This window comes from Streptococcus parasanguinis, from assembly GCF_901875555.1.
In the GTDB taxonomy this organism is placed as follows: domain Bacteria; phylum Bacillota; class Bacilli; order Lactobacillales; family Streptococcaceae; genus Streptococcus; species Streptococcus parasanguinis_H.
In genome coordinates this window covers 1-25,320 of sequence record NZ_CABFMD010000034.1, presented here as the reverse complement: position 1 = coordinate 25,320, position 25,320 = coordinate 1, and the positions used below count along the sequence as shown (strand labels likewise).

General features: G+C 44.2%; 21 protein-coding genes and 1 pseudogene. 13 read left to right on the top strand and 9 right to left on the bottom strand.

Annotation, left to right across the window (positions count from 1 at the left end):
• Window positions 1-33: 33 nt before the first annotated feature.
• The 3 genes from rnhC to recD2 all read left to right on the top strand — a co-directional run bounded on the left by rnhC (window position 34) and on the right by recD2 (window position 4,086).
• Window positions 34-933 carry a ribonuclease HIII gene (gene rnhC, locus JX304_RS08615; RefSeq protein ID WP_205012102.1) on the top strand — a complete coding sequence of 300 codons (900 nt, stop codon included), beginning with the start codon at window positions 34-36 and terminating at the stop codon, window positions 931-933.
• A gap of 3 nt (window positions 934-936) precedes the next feature.
• Complete coding sequence (gene lepB / locus JX304_RS08610; RefSeq protein ID WP_205012100.1) at window positions 937-1,587, top strand: signal peptidase I; 651 nt, start codon at window positions 937-939, stop codon at window positions 1,585-1,587.
• 66 nt (window positions 1,588-1,653) lie between these two features.
• Window positions 1,654-4,086, top strand: a complete 2,433-nt coding sequence (gene recD2 / locus JX304_RS08605; protein WP_205012099.1) for an SF1B family DNA helicase RecD2 — start codon at window positions 1,654-1,656, stop codon at window positions 4,084-4,086.
• Window positions 4,087-4,094: 8 nt separating this feature from the next.
• Here the strand turns inward: recD2 and dinB are convergent, their stop codons facing one another.
• Window positions 4,095-5,201 carry a DNA polymerase IV gene (gene dinB / locus JX304_RS08600; RefSeq protein ID WP_205012097.1) on the bottom strand — a complete coding sequence of 369 codons (1,107 nt, stop codon included), beginning with the start codon at window positions 5,199-5,201 and terminating at the stop codon, window positions 4,095-4,097.
• Window positions 5,202-5,462: 261 nt separating this feature from the next.
• On the opposite strand from dinB, the gene pflB reads away from it, so the two are divergent.
• The 6 genes from pflB to JX304_RS08570 all read left to right on the top strand — a co-directional run bounded on the left by pflB (window position 5,463) and on the right by JX304_RS08570 (window position 12,382).
• Window positions 5,463-7,778 (top strand): formate C-acetyltransferase, encoded by a 2,316-nt coding sequence (pflB, locus tag JX304_RS08595; protein ID WP_205012096.1) that lies wholly within the window; start codon window positions 5,463-5,465, stop codon window positions 7,776-7,778.
• A 417-nt stretch (window positions 7,779-8,195) separates the two neighbouring features.
• Window positions 8,196-8,954 (top strand): threonine/serine exporter family protein, encoded by a 759-nt coding sequence (locus JX304_RS08590; RefSeq protein WP_205012094.1) that lies wholly within the window; start codon window positions 8,196-8,198, stop codon window positions 8,952-8,954.
• A gap of 4 nt (window positions 8,955-8,958) precedes the next feature.
• Window positions 8,959-9,426 carry a threonine/serine exporter family protein gene (locus JX304_RS08585; protein ID WP_205012218.1) on the top strand — a complete coding sequence of 156 codons (468 nt, stop codon included), beginning with the start codon at window positions 8,959-8,961 and terminating at the stop codon, window positions 9,424-9,426.
• 104 nt (window positions 9,427-9,530) lie between these two features.
• Window positions 9,531-9,761, top strand: a complete 231-nt coding sequence (locus tag JX304_RS08580; protein ID WP_205012093.1) for a hypothetical protein — start codon at window positions 9,531-9,533, stop codon at window positions 9,759-9,761.
• A gap of 186 nt (window positions 9,762-9,947) precedes the next feature.
• Window positions 9,948-11,120, top strand: coding sequence for a hydroxymethylglutaryl-CoA synthase (locus JX304_RS08575; protein ID WP_205012092.1), 1,173 nt, complete (start codon window positions 9,948-9,950; stop codon window positions 11,118-11,120).
• Window positions 11,120-12,382 (top strand): hydroxymethylglutaryl-CoA reductase, degradative, encoded by a 1,263-nt coding sequence (locus tag JX304_RS08570; protein WP_205012090.1) that lies wholly within the window; start codon window positions 11,120-11,122, stop codon window positions 12,380-12,382. Before JX304_RS08575 ends, JX304_RS08570 begins: the two co-directional genes overlap by 1 nt.
• Window positions 12,383-12,653: 271 nt before the next feature.
• Here JX304_RS08570 and JX304_RS08565 read toward each other — a convergent pair whose 3' ends face one another.
• From JX304_RS08565 to JX304_RS08530, 8 genes are all read right to left on the bottom strand, one after another.
• Window positions 12,654-13,481, bottom strand: a complete 828-nt coding sequence (locus JX304_RS08565; RefSeq protein WP_187538724.1) for a PrsW family glutamic-type intramembrane protease — start codon at window positions 13,479-13,481, stop codon at window positions 12,654-12,656.
• Entirely contained in the window at window positions 13,474-15,135 is a 1,662-nt protein-coding gene (locus JX304_RS08560; RefSeq protein WP_200772747.1) for a C69 family dipeptidase, read from the bottom strand. Before JX304_RS08560 ends, JX304_RS08565 begins: the two co-directional genes overlap by 8 nt.
• 435 nt (window positions 15,136-15,570) lie before the next feature.
• The gene (fni, locus tag JX304_RS08555) at window positions 15,571-16,575 is read right to left on the bottom strand and encodes a type 2 isopentenyl-diphosphate Delta-isomerase (RefSeq protein ID WP_205012089.1); all 1,005 of its coding nucleotides are present in this window, start codon (window positions 16,573-16,575) and stop codon (window positions 15,571-15,573) included.
• Complete coding sequence (locus JX304_RS08550; protein ID WP_205012088.1) at window positions 16,572-17,579, bottom strand: phosphomevalonate kinase; 1,008 nt, start codon at window positions 17,577-17,579, stop codon at window positions 16,572-16,574. The genes fni and JX304_RS08550 overlap by 4 nt, the downstream gene beginning before the upstream one ends.
• On the bottom strand, window positions 17,569-18,519 hold the full coding sequence (gene mvaD, locus JX304_RS08545; protein ID WP_205012087.1) for a diphosphomevalonate decarboxylase: 951 nt from the start codon (window positions 18,517-18,519) through the stop codon (window positions 17,569-17,571). Before mvaD ends, JX304_RS08550 begins: the two co-directional genes overlap by 11 nt.
• A complete protein-coding gene (gene mvk / locus JX304_RS08540) occupies window positions 18,501-19,379 on the bottom strand; it encodes a mevalonate kinase (protein WP_205012086.1) in 879 nt (292 codons plus the stop codon). Before mvk ends, mvaD begins: the two co-directional genes overlap by 19 nt.
• Window positions 19,380-19,551: 172 nt before the next feature.
• A complete protein-coding gene (locus tag JX304_RS08535; RefSeq protein ID WP_205012085.1) occupies window positions 19,552-20,493 on the bottom strand; it encodes a serine hydrolase domain-containing protein in 942 nt (313 codons plus the stop codon).
• Between the two features lie 10 nt (window positions 20,494-20,503).
• Window positions 20,504-21,271: a CppA N-terminal domain-containing protein gene (locus JX304_RS08530; RefSeq protein ID WP_205012084.1), complete on the bottom strand. Its 768-nt coding sequence runs from the start codon at window positions 21,269-21,271 to the stop codon at window positions 20,504-20,506.
• A gap of 221 nt (window positions 21,272-21,492) precedes the next feature.
• Between JX304_RS08530 and JX304_RS08525 the strand changes: the two genes are divergently transcribed.
• The 4 genes and pseudogenes from JX304_RS08525 to JX304_RS10970 all read left to right on the top strand — a co-directional run.
• Complete coding sequence (locus tag JX304_RS08525) at window positions 21,493-23,781, top strand: Xaa-Pro dipeptidyl-peptidase (RefSeq protein WP_205012083.1); 2,289 nt, start codon at window positions 21,493-21,495, stop codon at window positions 23,779-23,781.
• Window positions 23,782-23,885: 104 nt separating this feature from the next.
• Window positions 23,886-24,380 (top strand): DUF536 domain-containing protein, encoded by a 495-nt coding sequence (locus JX304_RS08520; protein ID WP_003008835.1) that lies wholly within the window; start codon window positions 23,886-23,888, stop codon window positions 24,378-24,380.
• A 54-nt stretch (window positions 24,381-24,434) separates the two neighbouring features.
• Window positions 24,435-25,028, top strand: a complete 594-nt coding sequence (locus JX304_RS08515; protein WP_205012082.1) for a 3'-5' exonuclease — start codon at window positions 24,435-24,437, stop codon at window positions 25,026-25,028.
• A gap of 89 nt (window positions 25,029-25,117) precedes the next feature.
• Window positions 25,118-25,257 (top strand): annotated as a pseudogene (locus tag JX304_RS10970) (helix-turn-helix domain-containing protein); the annotation flags it as partial.
• Between the last annotated feature and the right edge of the window lie 63 nt (window positions 25,258-25,320).

Here is a 25,320-nt window from a genome sequence, read left to right as displayed (position 1 = left end):
CTCTCTCTTTGAATTTGTGGTACAATAGAAGTTATGGAAAGTATGACACTCACTCCAACACAGGAGCAAATCCTTGATTTTGTCCAGACCTATCGTACCTCTCTTGCTCAAAGCAAGAACCCTCATATGGACTACTTCTTTCGACTAGAGGGTGCGACCGTTTCGATCTACAAGTCTGGGAAGGTCTTGCTTCAAGGCAATGATCTGACCCCTTACTTGGCCTTTTTCGGGCAGGGCGCTGGCAAAGCAGCAAGTGCCAGCCCTGTAGCTGGTCGGGCAGATCTTGCCATGATCGGAACTGACGAGGTTGGAAACGGCTCTTATTTTGGTGGGCTTGCCGTTGTTGCATCTTTTGTCACTCCAGATCAGCAGGACTGGCTTCGAAAACTGGGTGTTGGGGACTCAAAAACCTTGGACGATCGAAAAATTCAGCAATTGGCTCCTCTCCTTGAGGAAAATATCCAGCACCAAGCACTCTTATTGTCTCCAAAGAAGTACAATGAGGTGATCGCTTCTGGTTACAATGCGGTTTCGGTCAAGGTTGCCCTACACAATCAGGCTATCTATCTTCTCTTAAACAAGGGAGTCCAGCCTAAACGCATTGTGATCGATGCCTTTACGACTGCAAAAAACTACCAAAAATATGTGAAGGCTGAGAAAAATCAAGTCACACAAGCCATTGATCTGGAGGAAAAAGCAGAAGGCAAGTATTTGGCTGTTGCGGTTAGCTCCATCATCGCCCGCAATCTCTTCCTTCAAAATCTGGAAGATCTGGGCAAGGAACTGGGCTTTAATCTCCCTAGCGGGGCAGGAGCTAAGTCCGATCAAGTAGCTGCTTGGTTGATCCAGACCTATGGGATGAAAGCACTGGATTATTGTGCCAAACTCCATTTTAAAAACACTGAAAAAGCAAAGAAATTACTAGAAAGATAAGTTATGTCAAAAAGAAGTTCAAAACACAAATCTAGCTCACCCGTGGTGAGATTCCTGAAAGAATGGGGCTTGTTTAGCATCATTGTAGGCCTCATCGTTGCCTCCCGTATTTTTCTGTGGGCTCCTGTTAAGGTAGACGGCCATTCGATGGATCCGACTCTAGCTGATAGCGAATACCTCCTTGTGGTTAACCATCTCTCGATTGATCGATTCGATATTGTCGTTGCCAATGAAAAAGATGACAATGGGAAGTCCAAAGACATTGTCAAACGGGTCATCGGTCTTCCTGGAGACACCATCCAGTATGACAATGATACGCTCTACATCAATGGGAAAAAGACCGACGAGCCTTATTTGAAAAACTACATTGCCCGCTTCAAAAAAGATAAATTACAATCCACCTACACTGGAAAAGGCTTTGAAGAAAATGGCGAACTCTTCCGTCAATTGGCCAATACAGCCCAAGCCTTCACGGTAGACAAGGATGGCAATACAACATTCACCTTGAAGTTGCTTGACGATGAATATCTCTTACTTGGAGATGACCGGATTGTTTCAAAAGATAGCCGTCAAGTCGGAGCCTTTAAAAAAGAACAAATCAAAGGGCAAGCCGTCTTTAGACTATGGCCTATCTACCCTTTCAAAACTTATTAGTATAGATAACAAAACTAAGGCTGAGGCAAACTGTCCCAGCCTTGCTTTATAAAAAGGAAAGAAATGATGGAATATTATTTTTCTGGTACTATTGAGCGGATTATTTTTGAAAACCCCAGTAGTTTTTTTCGAATCCTCTTGCTCGACATCAGCGATACAGATGCCGAAGATTTTGCTGATTTTGAGATCATTGTAACGGGAACCATGGCCGATATTATGGAAGGTGAAGACTATACCTTCTGGGGCGAGCTGGTCCAACATCCTAAATATGGTGAGCAACTCAAGATTAGTCGTTATGAACGGGCTAAACCCTCTAGTAAGGGCTTGGTGAAATATTTTTCCAGCGATCACTTCAAAGGAATCGGTCTCAAAACAGCCCAGAAGATCGTGGACCTCTATGGGGACGAAACCATTGACAAAATCTTAGAGGCCCCTGAAAAATTAGAAGAAATCACAGGTCTCTCCAAGAAAAACCGCCTAGCTTTTATAGAGAAACTCCGGCAAAATTACGGAACAGAGCGCATCCTCGCTCAGCTCGCTAATTATGGGATTCCCAATAAGTTGGCCTTTCAGATCCAAGATTACTACAAAGAAGAAACCCTCCAGATCGTGGAGCATCATCCTTACCAATTGGTCGAAGATATCCAAGGGTTGGGCTTTAAAATCGCAGACCAACTGGCTGAAGGGTTGGGGATTGCAAGTGACGCCCCCGAACGTTTCCGTGCAGGTCTGATTCACAGTCTCTTTAGCTACTCTATCGAGACGGGAAACACCTATATCGAAGCCAAGGATCTCTTGCGCTATGCCATTGACCTTTTGGAATCCGCAAGGCCTGTAGAGTTAGATCCAGCAACTGTTGCCCAAGAATTGGGAGGCCTCATCGAGGAAGATAAGGTCCAAAACGTAGACACCAAGATCTTTGACAACAGTCTCTTCTTTGCGGAAGAAGGCATTCGCAGTCATATCGGTCGATTACTGGAGAAAGGAAAGCAAGCTTCATTTGACCCAGAAAAAATCAATCAGGCTATTGCACAGGTTGAAACTGACCTAGGGATTCACTACGATGCTATCCAAAAAGAAGCCATTCACCAAGCCATTCAAAACAAGGTCTTTCTCCTCACTGGGGGACCTGGAACTGGAAAAACCACTGTTATCAATGGGGTGATCAGTGTCTATGCCCAGCTTCACCAGCTGGATCTTCGGAAGAAAAAAGACTTGCCGATCCTGCTGGCTGCGCCAACTGGTCGGGCAGCAAGGCGCATGAATGAGCTGACAGGGCTTCCAAGCGCGACTATCCACCGTCATTTGGGCATGACAGGAGACGATGATACCAGCCACTTAGAGGACTATCTAGATGCAGATTTCATCATTGTGGATGAGTTTTCCATGGTCGATACCTGGCTGGCCAATCAATTGCTCAGCAACATCGCTACCGATACCAAACTCTTAATTGTGGGAGATGCCGACCAATTACCATCCGTCAGTCCTGGTCAGGTCTTAGCTGATCTCTTGCAGATCCCTCGCATCCCTCAGACCAAACTCGAACATATTTTCCGCCAGAGTGAAGACTCGACCATTGTCTCACTGGCGGGTGAAATCCGTCAAGGGAAACTTCCTCAAGACTTTACAGAACGAAAAGCTGACCGCTCTTATTTCGAAGCCGCAAGCGAACATATTCCTAAAATGATTGAGCAGATCACTTCAGCCGCTCTTCGCAGCCAGATCCCTGCTCGGGATATCCAAGTCTTGGCACCCATGTACAAGGGGCAGGCTGGCATTGACAATATCAATACGCTCATGCAAGACCTTCTCAATCCAGCTGTTAAAGATCAGGTTGTCTTTGACACGCCGGACTGCCAATACCGCGATGGAGACAAGGTCATCCACCTAGTCAATGATGCGGAAAGTAATGTTTTTAATGGAGACATCGGCTACATTACTGACCTTCTTCCAGGTAAATATACAGAATCCAAGCAAGATGAATTGACCATCCAATTTGACGGCAATGAAGTCGTCTACCCGCGCAATGAATGGTACAAGATTCGCCTAGCCTATGCTATGAGTATTCACAAATCACAAGGAAGCGAGTTTCCGGTGGTGATTTTACCCATTACCAATCAAAGCCACCGCATGTTGCAGCGCAATTTGATCTATACCGCCATCACGCGTTCAAAAAGCAAGCTCATTCTTTTAGGGGAATACAGCGCCTTTGATTACGCCACTAAAAATACTGGCACTGCGCGCAAAACCTATTTGGTTGAACGCTTTAAGAATATGGACGGAGGCGAAGCAACCACAGACTATTCTTCATCCATTGCAACGGCTTCCCCTACAGTTGAATCCACAAAAAGCAAGGAAGGGACTGTAGAAAGTAAGACTGAGACTGATAAACCTACTGTCTATCGACTGACTGAAGACAATCTCCACGCCATCTCGCCTATGATTGGACTAACAGAAGAAGAGATTGCAACCTTCTTTGATATCAAAAAAGACGACTAGTGAATAGACTAGTTGTCTTTTTCTTCCTCTACCAGAGGCAGTTCAGTATGATCAACAAAGTTGGTCATGGTGACTCCCAAGAGGCGGATTCCCTGTTTTCTTGATGCGATCTCTTGGTAAATGTGGCGAGCAGATCGGTTGATGCGATTTGCATCTCGTGTTGGCTCTGTCAGGGTAAGGCGCTTGGTCAAGGTAGTAAAATCTCCATAACGCACTTTTAAGACCAAGGTCTTTCCTTGCTTACCATGTTTTTCCAGCGATTGGGCTACCTTGCTTGAAAGATTAGCAATTTCTTCTAGAGCATCATCTTCTCCATAGAGGAGCTTGCGGTAGGTCCGCTCTTTTCCAATTGATTTCCGGATCCGATGACTCTTAACTGGGCTATTGTGAATCCCTCGCGCTTTACGAAAGAGATCATAGCCAAAGCGGCCAAACCGATCGATCAAGGTCATCTCCGGGATTGCTAAAAGATCCGCGCCAGTATAGACCCCCATCTCATGGAGTCTCTCTACTGTCTTTTTCCCCACCCCATGAAATTTGGCAATGTCCATTTGGCTCAGGAAATCCTCAGCATCCTCCGGTAAAACCACCGTTAGGCCACGGGGTTTCTGATAGTCACTCGCCATCTTAGCCAAAAACTTATTATAAGAGACCCCAGCAGAGGCTGTCAGATGTAGCTCTTCCCAGATAGCGTGCTGAATCAAGCGGGCAATTTTGACAGCTGATTTGCTCTGGATTTTATTTTCCGTCACATCCAGATAGGCTTCGTCAATACTCATGGGCTCGATGAGATCCGTATAGCGCCTAAAAATCTCACGGACCTGCTCACCCACCTCCCTGTATTTCTCATAATTCCCAGAGATAAAGACGGCTTGGGGACAAAGGTCCAGCGCTTCTTTGGAACTCATGGCTGAGTGAATTCCATATTTCCTAGCTTCATAGTTACAGGTTGAGACTACGCCTCTCCCTCCTGACTGACGAGGATCCTGGCCGATCACGACAGGTTTTCCCTTCAAACTAGGGTTATCTCTTTCTTCGACGGCAGCAAAAAATGCATCCATATCAATATGAATAATCTTGCGACTGGTATCATTCACTAATGGAAATATCAGCATTTTTCATCCTCCTTTTTCTATTATAAGAAGAAACTTCTGGAATTGCAAAAATCGGATCTCCACAGAAAAATGGGTCATTTTTTGAAAGTCCTTAGCTGTTTTTCAAAAATATAGTACAGATTTAGTATATTTTAAAAACTGTTTTATAAAAGAATCTCTTTTATTTCGCAACTTCTCTTTGTGAAACCGGTTACTGTGTGGTATACTACTAGTGTAAATGCAACAGATACAGTTGCTAGAAAGACAATAGAGGAAAAACAAATGGTTGTTAAAACAGTCGTTGAAGCACAAGATATTTTTGACAAAGCCTGGGAAGGCTTCAAAGGAGAAGATTGGAAAGAGAAAGCAAGCGTTTCTCGCTTCGTTCAAGCTAACTACACACCATATGATGGTGATGAAAGTTTCCTTGCTGGACCAACTGAACGTTCTCTTCACATTAAAAAAATCGTAGAAGAAACAAAAGCTCACTATGAAGCTACTCGTTTCCCATACGACAACCGTCCAACATCTATCGCTGATATTGATGCTGGTTACATCGACAAAGAAAACGAAGTGATCTTTGGTATCCAAAACGATGAACTCTTCAAGTTGAACTTCATGCCAAAAGGTGGTATCCGTATGGCAGAAACTACTTTGAAAGAAAATGGATACGAACCAGATCCAGCTGTTCATGAAATCTTCACTAAATATGTGACTACTGTAAACGATGGTATCTTCCGTGCTTACACTACAAATATCCGTCGTGCCCGCCACGCTCACACTGTAACTGGTCTTCCAGATGCATACTCTCGTGGACGTATCATTGGGGTTTACGCTCGTTTGGCTCTTTACGGTGCTGACTACTTGATGGCTGAAAAAGCAAGCGACTGGAACTCTATCACTGAAATCGATGAAGAAGCAATCCGCCTTCGTGAAGAAGTAAACCTTCAATACCAAGCTTTGAAAGAAGTTGTTCGCTTGGGTGACCTTTATGGTGTAGACGTTCGTCGTCCTGCCTTCGATACAAAAGAAGCAATCCAATGGACAAACATCGCCTTCATGGCTGTCTGCCGTGTCATCAACGGTGCTGCTACTTCTCTTGGACGTGTTCCAATCGTTTTGGATATCTACGCAGAACGTGACTTGGCTCGTGGTACTTACACTGAATCAGAAATTCAAGAATTCGTTGACGATTTCGTTATGAAATTGCGTACTGTTAAATTTGCTCGTACAAAAGCTTACGACGAATTGTACTCAGGTGACCCAACCTTCATCACAACTTCTATGGCTGGTATGGGTAGCGACGGTCGTCACCGTGTTACTAAAATGGACTACCGTTTCTTGAACACATTGGACAACATCGGTAACTCTCCAGAACCAAACTTGACCGTTCTTTGGACTGACAAATTGCCATATAGCTTCCGTCGTTACTGTATGCATATGAGCCACAAACACTCTTCTATCCAATACGAAGGTGTGACAACAATGGCTAAAGATGGATACGGTGAAATGAGCTGTATCTCATGTTGTGTATCACCACTTGACCCAGAAAATGAAGAACAACGTCACAATATCCAATACTTCGGTGCTCGTGTAAACGTACTTAAAGCTCTTCTTACTGGTTTGAACGGTGGTTATGACGATGTTCATAAAGACTACAAAGTATTTGACATCGAACCTATCCGTGATGAAGTTCTTGAATTCGAATCTGTTAAAGCGAACTTCGAAAAATCACTTGACTGGTTGACTGATACTTACGTAGATGCTTTGAACATCATCCACTACATGACCGATAAGTACAACTACGAAGCAGTTCAAATGGCCTTCTTGCCAACTCACCAACGCGCGAACATGGGATTCGGTATCTGTGGATTTGCCAACACTGTTGATACTTTGTCAGCCATTAAATACGCTACTGTTAAACCTATCCGTGACGAAGATGGCTACATCTACGACTACGAAACAATCGGTGAATACCCACGTTGGGGTGAAGATGATCCTCGCTCTAACGAATTGGCAGAATGGTTGATCGAAGCTTACACTACTCGTCTTCGTAGCCACAAACTTTACAAAGATGCTGAAGCTACTGTATCACTTCTTACCATCACTTCAAACGTTGCTTACTCTAAACAAACTGGTAACTCACCAGTCCACAAAGGGGTATACCTCAACGAAGATGGTTCTGTGAACACTAGCAAATTGGAATTCTTCTCTCCAGGTGCTAACCCATCTAACAAAGCTCGTGGTGGATGGTTGCAAAACTTGAACTCACTTGCTAGCCTTGACTTTGGTTACGCAGCTGATGGTATCTCACTTACTACTCAAGTATCTCCTCGTGCACTTGGTAAAACTCGTGACGAACAAGTTGACAACTTGGTAACAATCCTTGATGGTTACTTTGAAAATGGTGGTCAACACTGTAACTTGAACGTTATGGACCTTAAAGATGTCTATGACAAGATCATGAATGGTGAAGATGTTATCGTTCGTATCTCTGGATACTGTGTAAACACCAAATACCTTACTCCAGAACAAAAAACTGAATTGACACAACGTGTCTTCCACGAAGTTCTTTCAATGGATGATTCATTGAGCTAAGATTCAACTAGATTCTAAAAACCAGTCGGAAACGGCTGGTTTTTTGGTGTAGCTCGAACAGTCTTTCTCAAGACAATTCAGAATATTGAAAGAGTTTTTTCTCCTACACATAAGTCTTTGACAGCGTTTTCTTTAAGTGTTATAGTGATCTTGTAAAGAATCTAGAAGGGGTGATCTTATGTTTTTAACCTTTATATTTCTCACTATCTGGCTCTTTAGCATGATTGCTTTGCTCTTTTTAGCAACCCTTCTCGTCCAGGATATCACCATCCAGCACCATCACATCAGTTAAAGCATTTTCTTATGAAGCATTCAAAAAATCAAGGACAAGAAACACACTAGAATTGCAAAATTTTAGTTCTGTCTCTCGTTCTTTTTTGCTATAATAGAAGCAGATTATTTAGTAAGAAGGAAATTATGGAAGAGTCAAAAGAGATCAACCAAGTGATCGATGTCCTGATGATGGCAGGAACCCTTCTGTTGGAAAGTGGCTCTGAGATCCACCGGGTTGAGGATACTATGATCCGTATTGCTCACTCTCAAGGGATCACTGATTGCAATGCCTTAGCAATGCCAGTTGCTATTTTCTTTTCAATTGAAAATGCCAATATCACGAGGATGAAACGGATTTTGCGGACCAATTACAATATCGAAAAGGTCTGTGATGTCAATCAAATTTCTCGTCAATTAGTGTCTGGTCAAATCAATCTTGAAGAGGCTTACCAAGCCCTACTCCACTTAAAGAGCAAATCGGTTCCATATACCAATCTGCAATTGACCCTTGCAGCAACCTTGAGTGCTCCATTTTTTTCCATCATGTTTGGTGGAAATTTCTATGATGCGATTGGAGCAGGAATCGCCACAATTTTTGCCTTTGCTTTCTCTCTTGTAGTGGAGAAATACGTTCGCATTCCCTTTGTAACTGCCTTTGCTGCTGCCTTTATCTTTGGTTTTTTGGCCCATATTTGGGCGCGCTATAGTGGGCTTCCCTCTAATACGGACCTGATTATTGCAGGTTGCGTTATGCCGTTCGTTCCTGGAATTGCAATGACCAATGCTGTCCGAGATCTCATGAACAATCACCTCAACTCTGGAATGAGTAAGCTTTTTGAAACATTGCTCATTACCCTTGCTCTCGGTGCCGGTACCACTGTCGCCCTCGTCCTTATGAAATAACATGATGAACCTAACAGAATTCTTTATCCAAGCGGTGGCTAGTTTGATTGCCATCATCACCTTTTTAATTGTCTTAAATGTCCAACGTTCCATGCTCATCCCTGGTGGTGTATTGGGCATGAGTATTTGGTTGCTCTACTATGTCCTAAAGGGGCCTACCAATGTCATCGTTGCCACCTTTATCGCAGCCATTGCGGGTTCCTGTATCAGTCAGATTTTAAGTATCGTTTACAAGACCCCTGTTGTTGTCTTTATGCTGGCCATTCTCGCTCCCTTGGTCCCTGGATATATTTCCTATCGGACCACCTCTTTCTTTGTCAGTGGTCAATACCGCCAAGCTGTTACGAGCGTCACCCTGGTTGTCATTCTGGCCTTGGTCATCTCGATCGGGATGGCTAGCGGATCTGTCGTCTTGAAACTCTACCATTCCTACCAACAAGCCCAAAGCAGAAAACTAACCAATGCCAAATAGCATTGGTTTTTAATTTTTATAGATGTAATCGCTTGCATTTTTACTTAAAAAGACTACAATAAAAGTGAAAAACATATCTTTTAAAGGAAGCGGGGTGCTGTAGGATGGTACACAAGTATGTCAAGTATCTTCCTTGGGTGATTCTAGGAGCGATGAACTCTTATCAGTCGGCTTGTCATTATGCCCGTAATTCATTTGACTTGTTCTATTTGACCTTGAACTTTCTGATTGTGTACATCGCTTTAATCGTCTTCTACGAAAAAGTTCTAAGAGACAAATGCAAAGAACTCTTCATACGAATCATGAGCAACCCTAAAAAAGATAAGCAAACATAAGAGTTGAAAAGCCATCTGAGGATGGCTTTTTCTGATCGATTCTTTATTTTTTCTTTGAAACTTTGCAAACTCGGTCCTAAGAATGATTTCCAATCCGATCTAGCTTTTTCAAAGGAGTTTTCCCTCAAATATGGTAAAATAGTAAGGAAATATACTAGTAGATATCAAATAAAAAAGAGGTTAAGAATGACAATTGGGATTGATAAGATTGGTTTTGCGACGAGCCCTTATGTCTTGCGTTTAGAAGATTTGGCTGCTGCTCGTGATACCGATCCTGAGAAATTAAGCAAGGGTCTTCTCTTAAAAGAACAAAGTATTGCACCGATCACCGAAGATATCGTCACACTGGCTGCAACGGCTGCAGATGATATTTTGACAGACCAAGATAAACAAGCGATCGACATGGTGATTCTTTCGACGGAATCTGGGATTGACCAGAGTAAAGCTGCGGCTGTTTTTGTCCATGGTTTGCTAGACATCCAGCCTTTTGCCCGTTCTTTTGAGATGAAAGAAGCCTGCTATGCTGCAACGGCTGCTTTGGATTATGCTAAACTCCATGTTGAAAAATTCCCGCATAGTAAGGTCTTGGTCATTGCCAGTGACATTGCTAAATATGGAATTGGAACTCCTGGTGAACCAACACAAGGGGCTGGGGCGGTTGCTATGCTGATCAGCCAAAATCCTCGTATCTTAGCTTTTCATGATGACAATGTGGCTCAAACACGTGATGTCATGGATTTTTGGCGCCCGAATTACGCTACAACGCCATTTGTCAATGGGCTCTATTCAACCCAGCAATACCTAGATTCCTTGAAAACAACTTGGTCTGAATACCAGAAACAGACAGGTCTCGATCTAACAGATTTTGCGGCTGTTTGTTTCCATTTGCCTTATCCAAAATTGGCGCTGAAGGGCTTGAAAAAAATTTTGGACAAGTCCCTATCTGAAGAGAAAAAAGCTCAGTTACAGTACAACTTTGATCAATCTATTTTGTACAGCCAGCGTATCGGAAATATTTACACTGGCTCCCTCTTCTTAGGTTTGCTATCTCTGTTAGAAAATCATCCACGGCTAAAAGCTGGAGATCGGATTGCTCTCTTTAGTTATGGAAGTGGGGCTGTCTCTGAGATCTTTAGTGCGGACCTCGTTCCTGGTTTTGAACAACTCTTAGATCACAAACGTATGGAAAAACTGGATCAACGAACCGTCCTTAGTGTGGCTGAGTACGAACAGATATTCTATGAAGAAGTGAATTTAGATCGTCATGGCAATCAGGTCTTTGAACCTAATTTCAGACAAACCTATGCTTTGACGGAGATTAACGAACACCAGCGTATTTACCAGAAAGTAGAAAAATAATGGCACGATTACCAGGTTTTGCAAAACTTTCGCCCACAGAACGAATAGAGGCCTTACTGAAGGAAGGCCTCTTAACTTGGGACGAAGCTCAGATTTTAAAAGAACAACAGGGACTTCCTCTTTCCATTGCAGATCAACTGACGGAAAATGTTCTGTCTACATTTGATCTCCCTTTTAGCTTAGCCCCTTATTTTCTGATTAATGGCCAAGGCTATGTGCTTCCTATGGTCACAGAGGAACCATCTGTCGTTGCTGCAGCTAGCTATGCAGCGAAGATCATCCAACGATCAGGTGGCTTCACCACTAAGGTTCACCAACGCCAAATGATCGGTGAGATTGCTCTGACAGATGTTAAGGATGTGGAAATGGCTAGCAAGCGCATCCTAGAAGACAAGGAAACTCTTCTTCAGCTGGCTAATGAAGCCTATCCTTCTATCGTCAAGCGAGGAGGTGGAGCGAGGGATCTCTGGGTCGAAAACAAGGGGAACTTTCTCATTGTCTACTTGGCGGTCGATCCCAAAGAAGCCATGGGAGCCAATATGCTCAACACCATGTTGGAAGCATTGACGGATCGCATCCAAGAACTCTCTGGAGGGCAGGTCCTGATGGCGATTTTATCTAACTTGGCCACGCGCTCTTTGGTGAGTGCACGGTGTGCCATCGATTTTAAAGCATTGAGTCGGGATCCTGAGGAAGCCACTGCTATTGCCCAGCGTATGGAGTTAGCTAGTCAACTGGCTCAAGTGGATCCTTACCGCGCAGCGACCCACAACAAAGGGATTTTTAATGGAATTGATGCCCTGGTCCTTGCAACAGGAAATGACTGGCGAGCCATCGAAGCAGGAGCCCATGCCTATGCCGCACAAAGCGGTCCATACAAGGGCTTGAGTCACTGGAAAAGTCAGCCAGAAGAGAAAAAACTCTATGGAGAGATTACCCTGCCAATGCCGGTTGCGACAAAAGGAGGCTCGATCGGCCTTAATCCTACGGTCCATGTCAGCCATCAGTTGCTTGGGGAGCCTACTGCTGTTGAATTAGCGGGTATCATCGCATCACTAGGTCTGGCTCAGAATTTTGCTGCCCTGAAAGCCCTTGTCACCACAGGAATTCAGGCTGGACACATGAAATTACAAGCGCGTTCTCTAGCTCTCCTAGCAGGCGCTAAAGAGGAAGAAGTTCCCCGTCTGGTCAGCCAACTCCTTGAAAACAAACCCTTTAATTTAGAAAAAGCACAAACACTCTTACAAGAACTGAGAAAATGAAAGAACTAAGACGTACGTCTTAGTTCTTTTTTAAATAAGTTATATGATTTTGAAAAGAAAAAATGAGTTCCAATATTTAAAATAAGTCAAGAGAACACCGAAATTTTCTGCCGTGAGAAAAGTGCTTGAAATGCGATCATTTCAAGCACTCAGGAGTTTTGAGACCTTAGGCTCAAAACTAAGTCATGGAACTTCGAAGAAGTTCGCTGACGTCCGTACTCACCTAAGGAAAGTTTTTAAGATGACTATGTCTTAAATCTGAAAAATTTCCTTATTGTTTTAAGAACGGCAAATCCGGCTTTTTCTTGGTATAGAGCACCACTTCAATAAAGGTTCCTACTTGGACTGCAAAGAGAAGTCCTACAAGAAGATTGATCCGATGGTCTGTTTCATAAAATGGGGAATTCCACAAGAAATGATTCACTACTGTAGATACCACACACCAGAGGCCAAAGATTTTTTCTTTTTTCTGAGTAACCTGTGAAAGCATGAGGAAAATACCTACAGACACAACAGCTGTATAGAGAGTATGTGAAGCTAAGCCTCCAGATATGCGGTTAATAGTCTCGGTGATGGCTGCCAATTGACTGCTTTGGGTTTGGCGTGCAACATAGCCTAAATCCTCAATAATCTGAAAACCGAAACCTGCGCCCAAACCTGCAATGAGAACTGATTTCAAATCTTTTTTACCAACCATTAATACGACCCAAAAAGCAACCAGAGCTTTAAAGAATTCCTCTGAGAATGGAGCTGTCAGAGCATCCGTCCATTTGTTGAAGATTGCAGGGTCTTTTATAATATGGCTATTTAGGATATCAATTAGACTATTTCCTGCGAAGCTTAACCAACCTGCTATAAAGGCGCCTCCAAACATCGCAATCCACAATATGTATCGTGAAACCGTCAAAGAAATGGCCAGGTGTTTTGAAAAGAGATAAAGCGGAATGATAATAGCAGCTAAAACGGATAAATTTAAGACCAGATCTCTTCCTGCTGACTGAGTAAATTCTTCCTGGGAAAGATGACCAAGTTCAAACTCCAAGCCGATTCCTGCAAATAGTAAAAAGAGATAGATAGAGGCTCTTTGAATTTTAGTCATCTTGTTTTCCTCCCTTTTGTTTCTTTGAGCGAATCAGATAAACAATGATCGCGATAAGAGTTGCGCCAAATAAGCTTCCAGCGATGAGGAAGTCGTAGTCAAATTTTTCTAAATCAATTTTCTCTTCGTAGGCTGCATCTTCTTCATCATCTAGGTCTTGAATGGCACTATTTCCGTGCTCATCAGCGACTCTCTTTTCTGCTTCTTTTCGAATTTCCTGTAGACGCTCAAAGGTTTTCTCTGCCCTATCTATACTTTCCTGCGTTGCCTTTGCACTAGCTTCATCAGGCTGAGAAGCAAGAGCTATCTGCTCTTTATCGCTCAGATTTTGTTCCTGCATCCACTGAGATTCTAGTCGTTCCATTTCGGTCCGAATAGCCCCATCCTCAAACAAGTCCGGATACTTAGCTACAAGATCATTAATTCTGGAAATGGTCCAATACCAAGACTTCTCATTGTAATGATCACCTAATTCTTGGTAGGCTTGATAGGTATTGGTAATATTCCCATAATAAGGTAGGTAAGGTGCATTTCGTGGGCTTCCCATGGATAACCACATGGTTCCACCACCAGCACTAGCAGGTATCTCATCTTTCAATTGGAAAATATGAGCTTCCATAACATTTGGATTGGAGATAGGATACTTATAGACAGCATCAAACTCACCTTTTTTCGGAATACCTTTGCCATCTAACTCCATTTGATCAAGTGGTTTGTATTTGGTTCCTTCCAAACGGTTACGTTGGAGATTCATAGCGTCTCGTAGAGTCAACTTTCGATCCGTTGTATGAAGTAGATCAAAGGAAGCATCATCATACTTAACAGGAGAACTTGGGTCTAGAGATTTGATACCTGACCAAACCCGCGAACGATCTGCCTCTTGTAAAGGAGGATTGTAGGATTGTGACACATGAAATTGTCCATCCACTTCCTTATAGCTCCCTGCTTCTTTGGCGACTTTTTCGAGGTCTTTTGAGGCAATCGTACGTTCGGTATCCGATAGATCGACATGTCCTAAGAAGAAGGTATTTGGAAAGACCGCATAGCGATCTTCTGGAAAGAGAATGGCTGCATATTGGTGGCCGGATAAAATCTCCATATACCAGACGCCTTCTTTATCCGCAATGGTGACAATATTTCCTTCAGCCGCTCCTTTTTCTTCGACGATTTTAGCAATGAGTTCCACCCCTTCTCTTGCAGTTTTCACACTAGGGAGAACGATACTGGTTAAGCCTGATTCAGCGAGGCCATCCTTGACATAGGGGTCCACTTTTTGGATCTTGTCATTTGCTGAAGCAGATACAGTAGCGGAAATGGAAACACCATATTCATTAAATCCGGCTTCATCAAAGATTCCCTGGTCTGGCGTTACATCTGGGACCGCTGTATACTTATAGCTGATTTCTGGCAAGGGATATTGAAAACCGTTGGCGGCATCCTCAAAGATAGCCCCCTTTTTATTATAGCGTCGCTCTCTGACCACAAAATTTTTATTGTGGTTGGGCTCTAAATCCTCGGTACGCCCTACCAAGGTAGAGCCATCGGCAGTCAGTTTCTTCCCGATGATGAACCCTGTACAAGCCTCAACAGGTTGAGCAATCAACAAAAGCGGAAGCAAGGCTGCTACAGCTGATCGAAAATAGTGCTTCTTCATCCTAAACTCCTTTTTTATAAAATCTTTTTACTTATTTAGTATACCCTTTTACAGTTATTTATTGCAAGCGTTTACATCATTTGTAAACAACTAGTAAACTATCAGAATTTTTGAGGGAAAATACTTTTTCAAAAATAGGATCGGTTTTACAAAGTCAATCATTAGAATATAGATAAACTATTTTAAAGTAAAATAAGTTAAGCGATTCTGCAAGGAAATAAAAATGCATTCCAATTTTTAAATCGATTCAAAAATACTGAAACTTTCCGCTGTGAGAAAAGTGCCTGAAACGTTTTTGTTTCAGGCACTCGGGAGTTTTGAAACCTTAGGTTCAAAACTAAGCCATGGAACTTCCTGGATTGCTGAAATCATCCACTGGATAATTTCACCTAACGTCCGTACTCACCTAAGGAAAGTTTCTAAAATGATTTTTCTTCATTTTCTCTGTTGCTTCGCTTGCCACAATTTTCCATAGAGGAGATAGTCAACATCTCGGACTTCTTTCAGGTTCCGACAACCGAGAGCACAGAGGATCAATTTGAGGTCTTCTTTCCATCCTTGAACAATAGCAATCACTTCTTCGATGCTCTTGGTCTCTACCATCTCAAGAAAAACGCGGGAAAGTCCTATGCCACGCGCTCCAAGGACCAAGGCCTTGACCATATCAAGAGGATGACGGATGCCACCACTAGCGAGGATCTCAACCCGATCTATCTGATCTTGTAACTGTAAGAGACACTGCGCAGTTGATTGTCCCCAATCGTTTAGATAAGCACGATTGCCACCACGACGATTCTCAATATAAGCAAAGCTAGTGCCACCCCGTCCTGAGATATCAATCGTTTTGATCCCGGCTTCAAGTGCCATCTGAACCGTTTTGGGATCCATACCAAAGCCAACTTCTTTCAGGACAACCGGTACGGGAAAGTCCTTTCCATAAGCCTTCAGATGGTCTTGCCAAGTATGAAACATCCGCTCTCCTTCTGGCATGAGCAACTCTTGCATCAAATTCACATGAACTTGAAGAAAGAGAGGTCGCAGCTCTTTTACTGCTCTCACGCCCAGCTCAGGCTCTTTATCGATTCCAATATTGGTCGCTAATAGGAGATGGGGATGGTCTTTTTTAACGGCATACGATTGATCGCCCGGATCCTTCAGTGCCGCACTGTAAGAGCCGGTTACAAAGAGAATCCCACAGGCTTCTGCCACTGTCGCTAACTTTTGATTGATCTCTTTGGCCCGCTCACTCCCGCCTGTCATGGCATTGATATAAAAAGGGGTCTCCCAATCACGTCCTGCGAAATGGGTCGTCAAGTCAATCTCTGTCAGATCGACCAGAGGCAGGGATCGATGAATCAGCTCGATCTCATCAAAGCTGTTATATGAGGAGCTTTGCTCCAAGGCATAGCGAATATGTTGGTCTTTTCGATTTTCGCTCACGAATCTCCTATCCTTTCTTGGTAAATGATCTCGATCTTCTTTTCTGTCCAGCGGTCGATCAGAGTCTGAGTCTCTAGGCGATTAAAACTGAGGGCAATCCCACAGTCTCCCCCTCCAGCACCACTGGATTTGGCACATGCTGACAGTCCATCTGTCGCCTGCTGCAGTTCTTTTAGTGCTGGTGTATAGATCAAGGGATTCAAGGCCTTTAAGTTCTGATCTGCACGTTCGATACTGGTCTTTATCCCCTTTTGATTTCCTTCAAGGAGGCCTTTTTCAAGTTTCTCCACTGCGGCCTGACTCTCCTTTAGAAAGGCTTCATTAATCGCGCCCTTGACCCGATGGATCAAGTCACTTGAAATGGCCGGTTCTTTGGTCCAACCGACTAGAAAATCATAAGAGATTGCTGGTTGAATTACTCGGATCTGGTAATGCCAATCCAAAGCTAAAACTTGTGAAAGGGGCTGGGAAGTCAAGACTTCATGCAACCAAGCTCGATCAAAGGATTGGTAATAAATCAAGTCCTCGTTGGCGATACAAGCCAGATCCCCCATGGAACCATTGTCCCCTCTTTGCACCAAGACAACTGCTGCTAGGCGAAAGAGCAGATCCGGACTGAGGTCTACTTCATACAGAGCGGCCATAGCCCTGATGACAAGTAAGACCACACTCCCGCTAGAACCAATTCCATATTTCTTACCCTTTTCTCCTAGCGTTCCAGCAATGTGAAGTGCTATGGGCTTTGGATCTAGGCCTTGGTCTTTCAGCCACTCTTCCATGAGCTGGATAGTCTCTTGAATCAAGGCGTAGTCCTTATTTGGGGTCAAATCCACCTTGTAACCAAAGAGGTCGGAGACCAACTGGTAAGTGTTAGCTTCTTGAATGGTAGCTGACAGATAAATAGGGATAAACTGAATCACTGCCCCACACCCAGGCGTTAGCACCGCGTATTCTCCGGCTAGATAGAGCTTGCCTCCAGTCTGTACCTGATACTTAGTCTTCATCTTGAGGGTCCTTTGTCTTCGATACGATGGTCCGATAGCGGGCGTCAAACAAAGGCACCAGCTGATCCAAGTCTTCTTCTAGACAGAGGACTTTAACATTCGGCCCTGCATCCATGGTAAAGTAACAAGCATGGCCCGCTGCGCGAAGCTCACAGACAAAATCCATGGCTTTGTAACTTTCTTCTGTCAAATAGTTAAAGGCTGGAGTGGCTGTCCTGGTCGTTCCATGCATGGCAAGGGCATTGCGCTCTGTCAAGTGACCAACCCGTTCAAAATTATTGGCAGCTAGATAGGCCAGCATGTTCTTGTAATCTTGTCGAGAGTCTTCCACCCATTCTTTGAAATTGGTCGAGGTCTCCATGCAGCGTTTCATCCCTTCGCGGCTAGAAACGGGCTTTTGTTTGTCATTCAGGACCAGCATAATCATAGCCAGTTTTAGGTCTGTCTGAACCTTATAAATGTCGCCACTTTCTTTGTCCCAGGCTGCTAAGGGACCAAAGAAAGACCGTGAAGAAGAGCCCGAAGCAAACTTGGCTTTTTGAGCTAATTCTTCCTGGCTCAAGCCCAAATCATAATACCGATTGCAGGCCTTGACGAGAGCAGAGAGGCCACTTGAGCTAGAGGATAGACCTGCTGCGGTTGGCATATTGTTGGTCGTATCCACCCGGACAAAGCCTCCTTCATCTGCTGGTTTCAAGTCATCAATCACAGCTCCAATTTTGGCCTGCTCAGCTGGATGTTGGAATTCCCCATCGATATAAAATTCATGTGCTGTCGCATCAGCTGGCAAGGGAGAGAGACTCGTCTCTGTATACATATTCTCTAAGGTCAACGAAATCGAACTGGTCGAAGGAACCATCTGTTTGGCATCTTCTTTTCCCCAGTATTTGATAATCGCGATATTGGCATAGGACTTAGCCTTTACAGGTTTTCTATCCATGTATGGTGTGCTCCTTCTTTTTCTAATGCATGAGCAATGGTTTCTGCTTCACGAGCATCCTTAACGAGGACAATCACACAGCCTCCAAGACCGCCCCCACTCATTTTAGCCCCTAAAGCCCCATTTTCAAGGGCAACGGCGACCAGGTGATCTGCTTCTTTACAGCTGACACCGACGGCTCTCAAGTGGTCATGACAAGCCGTCAGAGCCTGCCCAAGGCCAATGAGATCTTTTTCTTTCAGAGCCCCCTCTACCTGCTGGGTCAACTGACCAATCTCATGGAAATGGGACAAAACTTCCTGCCCTTTAGCTTCAACCTTTTGAATCGCCTCACGGGTATTGCCGTGAATCCCCGTATCCGCAATCACCAAACTCGCTTCTACATTCAGCTCCATCGGATAAAAACCGACATTTCGGATGAATTTAATCGCTCGATCACTCAGACAGGTCTTGGCGTCAAGCCCACTTGGATTCATATGGGCAATGGTTTCTGCTCGATTGACCAGGATTTCTAAGGTCTCATCATCCAGCTCCTCTAGATAATAGTCAAAAACTGCACGAATAGCTGCGATACTGACCGCGGCAGACGATCCCATCCCCCGTTTTTCCGGAACCATAGACTGAATCCGGCAGCGAATCCGAGCCTCACGAATTCCGAGGTGCTCCAGAGACGAAAAAACTGCCATGGACAAGGTGTCGTCTTCAAACAAAATCCATGGACTGTCTGCAGGAATGATCTGGCAGGTCACTTCGATTTGATGGAGGGGCAAAGCAATGGCTGGATAGCCATAGACCACCGCATGCTCTCCAATTAATATAATTTTACTATGCGCCTTTCCGACGCCTATCTCTTTATGCATATTCATCTCGCTCTATTAAGGTCATTACTATTTTAATATAAATCATCCAAAAAAGCGATGCTTTTGAAGGAAATCCAACCTAAGACGGAGTCCAAAAATGAATCACCCAGAAGAGCTCCTTTTTATGGACAGACAAGAAAAGGCCGGGATCCGTCATCCCAGCCATCCATTTCTATTTCTCACTTTCTTGCTTGATCAAGTCCATCAAAGAGTTGCGGTCCAGGATCCATTGGGCCCGTTGGTCCTTCTCATAGGTCCGATTGGACAAAAAGATCACAGCTTCCTGCTTCTTTCGATTGTACATGATAAAGGTTCCTGTATAGCCTGTATGATCCAACCAGTCCCCCTCTAGATTCCATCCGAGAGCGCGGGTCTTACCCTCTTTAGGCGCAAAATTCTGAGACAAGTTACGCGCAAAATCATCCTTCAGATAATGCTCTAAAAAGCGCTCTAGATCTGGAACCGTTGAAAAAAGTCCAGCACTTCCCGCATGACAGCCCAATACTCTCGCTTTTGGATCATGGACACTTCCAGAAGCAACCCCACGGACCGTTGGTACCGCCTGTTCGACCGGTCCAAACCGTGTTTCCGTCATCTTCCAAGGCACAAAAATCTTCTCTTCAAATAAGCGATCCAAGGGCTGGTGAAACCTTTCTTCTAACCAAAAACCTAGCAAAAGAAAATTGACATCGGTGTAATGAAAACTCTTGTCTTCTTTCAACTGCAAATTTTCAAGAGCTTCTTTCAATTGTCTGGCATCCAACTGATCCCGATTGGGGATAAAAGGATCCAGTCCAGAAGTATGGGTCAACAGTTCCCGGATGGTCGTCTTCTCATGAGCAAAATGTGGGTAAAGCTCTTTAAAGGGGCGATCGAGCGGAAGCTCCCCTTTTGCATACAAAAAGGCACAGATGGTAGCGACTCCGACGACCTTACTGACACTGGCCAAATCATAGACCAGATCAGCCACTACTGGCTCTCCTTTTTCAGGATTTGCTAGTCCCAGATAGTGCTCACTCCACTGACCATTTCGGTAAAGCGCAAGAGAGGCACCTGGATAGATGCCTTCTTGGATTTGTTCGGTGATTTTTTCGATGATTGCCTTCACGCTCATCACTCCATTCTTATTCTTCATAAGAAATATGGACCTGATCTTGATTGGCTTCAAACCAGAGTTCGATTTGGCTCGGATCCTTAGCAATCAAGAAAGTTCCCTTACGGTGCACAAAATCGACAGCTTCTCCTAAGCTTTCTTTCAGAACTTCTACATCAAAAGGAGCCAATTCGACCTTGATCATACTCAAATCCCAAGTCACATGGTTTCCCACTTGGAGATCTTCTCCTTGAGCTTCCTGCAAATGGATAAGATGTGCCAAAATTGGCAAGCTGCTATAGAACTTCTCAGCCTCCGCAAGATCAGCCACGTTTACTTCAAGAAAGTCCACATCAAAGCTGGTCAAACCTTTGAAATCTTCGGGAGCTTCTACAAGAGGAGCACTGTCTAAAGGTGCTAGGCTTTTAAGATTTTCTTCAGCATGCACGAAAATGGTATCTCCTTGAGGAGACACAACTTCAAAGGCGCGACCATTAGCTCCTTGGTAAAGGGCGCTTGTTTCTGACTGGCGGGCCAATAAGTAATCAATTTCTTGAGCTTGTGCCACTTTCACCACGATGCGTTTCAATTTTTTAGGTCCTTCAACCTTGCGCGAGCGCATGCTTGGTGATTCTTCCAAGACGATTTTTTCCACGTTTGAAGCATCCCCCAAGGATAAAAGGGCACCTTCTTCTACCAATACTTTCATTCCCAATGTTTCTTCATAAAAGTCTTGATTGACATTGCGGTTGTTTACTTTTAAGACTGGGATCACTCTTACGATCTGATTTGTTGTCATAACTTCCTCCACGCTCATTTTATTGTAAAAGATTTTCTAACTTTTTACAAGAAATTTTGCGCAAATGAGAGCAGATTTCTGAAAATTGCTTTTGATCCGCTCTTTCCCTATTTTCTTTAGACAATCCCTTTTTGATCCAGTATAATAGAAATTGGAACGATGACAGTGCTGATGCGACTGCTCACTCACATCGAGATATGATTTAGATAGGAGAATCTACGATGAAATTTAATCAATTTAGCTATATCCCTACGGCCACTGCTACCATGAAGGAAGAGCTGGCGGGGCTTGGCTTCACCTTCCAAGAAGAGCCTGATCCAAAGGCCCTGCTGGAGGCCTTTGTACGCCAAGTGTCTTTCCAATACAAGGACACAGACTACGTCTTATCCACTCTTGTGGCAGATAAAGAAACCGATTTGCTAGACTTTTTCAACTCTGAAACACCCTTAAGAGCAGATGTCTTTTATACCATTGCCTTCCAATTACTAGGCTTTAGCTTTTTTGTGGACTTTGATGATAGCGAGGCCTTTCGCAAGGAAACAGCTTTCCCCATCACCTATGGCACGCTCCTTGAAAATCTCTACCAACTCCTGAACACCCGCACCAAACGAGGCAATACCTTGATCGACCAGTTGGTCAGTGATGGCTTAATCCCTGAGACCAATCAGTATCACTATTTTAACGGCAAGAGCCTCGCCACCTTTACCAGCCAGGATGCCATCCGCGAGGTCGTTTATGTCGAAAGTCGGGTCGATACCGACAAGGATGGCCTGCCCGATCTGGTCAAAGTCAGCATCATCCGTCCTCGCTATGAAGGCAAAATTCCAGCTGTTATGACCGCAAGTCCCTATCACCAAGGGACCAACGACAAGGCCAGCGACAAGGCCCTCTACAATATGAATGTCGACCTGGAGGTCAAAGAACCTCATACTATTCAACTAGAAGAACCTCAATTAACATTAGTCGAACCGGTCGGTCAAGCTCAAGAGGTGAATGAGGCTGAAGAGCTCTTAACCCATATCAACTCCAGCTACACCCTCAATGACTACCTGCTGCCACGCGGGTACGCCAATCTTTACGTATCTGGAGTTGGAACAAAAGATTCGCAAGGACTGATGACCAATGGAAATTACCAACAAATCGAAGCTTACAAGAATGTGATCGATTGGCTCAATGGCCGTTGCCGGGCCTTTACAGATCATACACGCAAGCGCCAAGTCAAAGCCGATTGGTCTAATGGAAAGGTCGCAACGACAGGAATCTCCTACCTTGGAACCATGTCTAACGGCCTAGCGACCACAGGCGTGGACGGCCTAGAAGTCATCATTGCAGAAGCAGGAATTTCTTCTTGGTACAACTACTACCGTGAAAATGGTCTCGTCACAAGCCCTGGTGGCTATCCTGGTGAAGACTTTGATTCCCTAGCCGAATTAACCTACTCGCGCAACCTTCTAGGTGGGGACCATTTGCATCACAATGCTGCCCACCAAGCCGATCTAGACATGGTGAAAAAAGAACTGGATAGAGCTTCTGGAGATTACAATCAATTCTGGCACGATCGCAATTATCTCTTAAATGCAAATCGGGTCAAGGCAGAGGTGGTCTTCACTCATGGTTCGCAAGACTGGAACGTCAAACCGCTTCATGTCTTTAATATGTTCCAAGCTCTTCCGGCAACTATCAAAAAGCACCTCTTCTTCCACAATGGGGCCCATGTCTACCTTAACAACTGGCAATCCATTGACTTTCGTGAAAGCATGAACGCCCTCCTGTCGAAAAAATTGCTAGGCTATGCTTCAAGCTATGAATTGCCAACGGTCATCTGGCAAGACAATACAGGAGAACAAAGTTGGACTCCCTTGGAAGATTTTGGTAACCAAACAAATCAGCGGACCTTCTCACTGGGAGACAGCGAAAAAGTCATCCAAAACCGTTACGAAACAAAGGATTACGAGCGCTATGGCAAGGCTTATCCAACCTTCTTAACGGACCTCTACCAAGATAAGGCTCAACAAGTAACAATTGATCTTCCGATCGAAGAAGACCTGCACCTCAACGGGAAAGCTCGCCTTCACCTGCGGGTCCAATCCAGCACCAATAAAGGCCTGCTCTCAGCCCAACTCTTAGAGCTTGGAAGTAAGAAGTTCCTCCAACCTTATCCTGCTGTCTTGTCGGTCCGTACGCTGGATAATGGTCGCTACCACATGCTAGACAACCTGACAGAGTTGCCCTTCAAAGAAGCTGGCCAACGAGTGATTTCTAAAGGTTATCTCAACCTCCAAAACCGGCATGACCTCTTAGAGGTTGAGGCCGTAACGCCAGGCGAGTGGATGGAATTTGACTTTGAACTCCAACCAACCATCTACAAGCTCGAAAAAGGCACAACTCTTCGCCTGGTCCTTTACACGACAGACTTTGAAATCACCGTGCGCGATCAAACCGATTACCAACTGACCATTGATTTAGCACAATCCAGCCTCCATCTTCCTGAAATGACAGAGACCCGCTAATCGTGGTCTCAAGGCTTGTCCTCTCTTTGCTTCATTTGACAGCTTAGCCTACTTATGTTACTATCTAATAGAGTATTTCATAGAAAAAGATAGTAGAGGAAGTTATGGCGATTGAAAAAACTGTCAGCGAAATTGCTGAAATTTTAGGAGTCAGCCGCCAGGCGGTCAATAACCGTGTCAAGGCGCTGGCTCCAGAAGATACACAAAAAAACGAAAAAGGGGTTACCGTTGTAACCCGTAGTGGCTTAATCAAGCTCGAAGAAATCTACAAAAAAACCATTTTTGAAGATGAGCCAGTCAGCGATGATGTGAAGCAACGCGAATTGATGGAAATTTTGGTGGATGAAAAAAATGCTGAAATCGTCCGTCTCTACGAGCAACTCAAAGCCAAAGACGAGCAACTCGCTAAAAAAGATGAACAGTTGCGCGTGAAAGACGTTCAAATTGCTGAAAAAGACAAGCAATTGGACCAACAACAACAATTGACTTTACAAGCAATGAACGACCGCGATACCTTGAAACTTGAACTCGAACAAGCCAATGAAAAAGTTCAAGAGCAAGAAAGCAAAGGTTTCTGGGCACGCGTTTTCCGTCGATAATCTGGGGCTGGATTCCTACCAGTCCCTTTTCTTTTCTACCACAGGAGATTTTCCATGAAAGCATTAGACGATTATATCGCCTTCGATCTCGAATTTAACCAATACGAAGGTGCCTATCAGATCATCCAGGTGTCTGCCGTGCGTTTTACGGACGGTAAAGAAGTCGATCATTATGACTCCTACGTCTACACCGATAAGCCTCTAAAAAGCTTTATTAACGGCCTCACTGGCATAACCCAGGACAAGATCCAAAATGCTCCAGAACTAGAGCAGGTCCTCGGCGAATTCAAGGCCTTCGTTGGAGACCGCCCCTTGATCGGCTACAATGCCAAAAAGAGCGACCTTCCCATCCTACTTGAAAATGGCTTGGATTTAGAAGAGCAGTACGCTGTCGATGTCTTTGACCAAGCTTTCGAACGCCGTCCATCTGACCTCCATGGCATTAAAAATCTCCAACTCCACACCGTTGCAGAATTTTTGGGAGTCGCAGGAAAATCACACGATAGCTTAGAAGACGCCCGCATGACAGCTCTTGTCTACCAACAATTCCTCGAATTCGATCAAGGCCGTACCCTCCTTAAAGAGCAAGAGAACTTCTCCACCAACCCCTTTGGAGGCTTGGACTTATCCGAATTTTTTGATGAATAAATTGTAAAATATAGTGCAACAAAAAGACTCATAGCGTTTCATTGGTGTAAACTGTAAGTAACCACACAAACAGAACCTGAGGAAAAACTATGAGCTACTCCCATCTTACCAAAACCGACCGAATAAAGATAGAAACTTACTTGGAATTGGTTTGAAATCTTGCCAAATTGCAAGTAAACTTGGTGTCCATAAGTCTACTATTTCAAGAGAGTTAAGTCGATTGCCAAACGTCCTAAAGAGGTCCGAAATCGTGAGACCTTTGGTCACTGGGAGCTCGATACTGTGGTGTCTT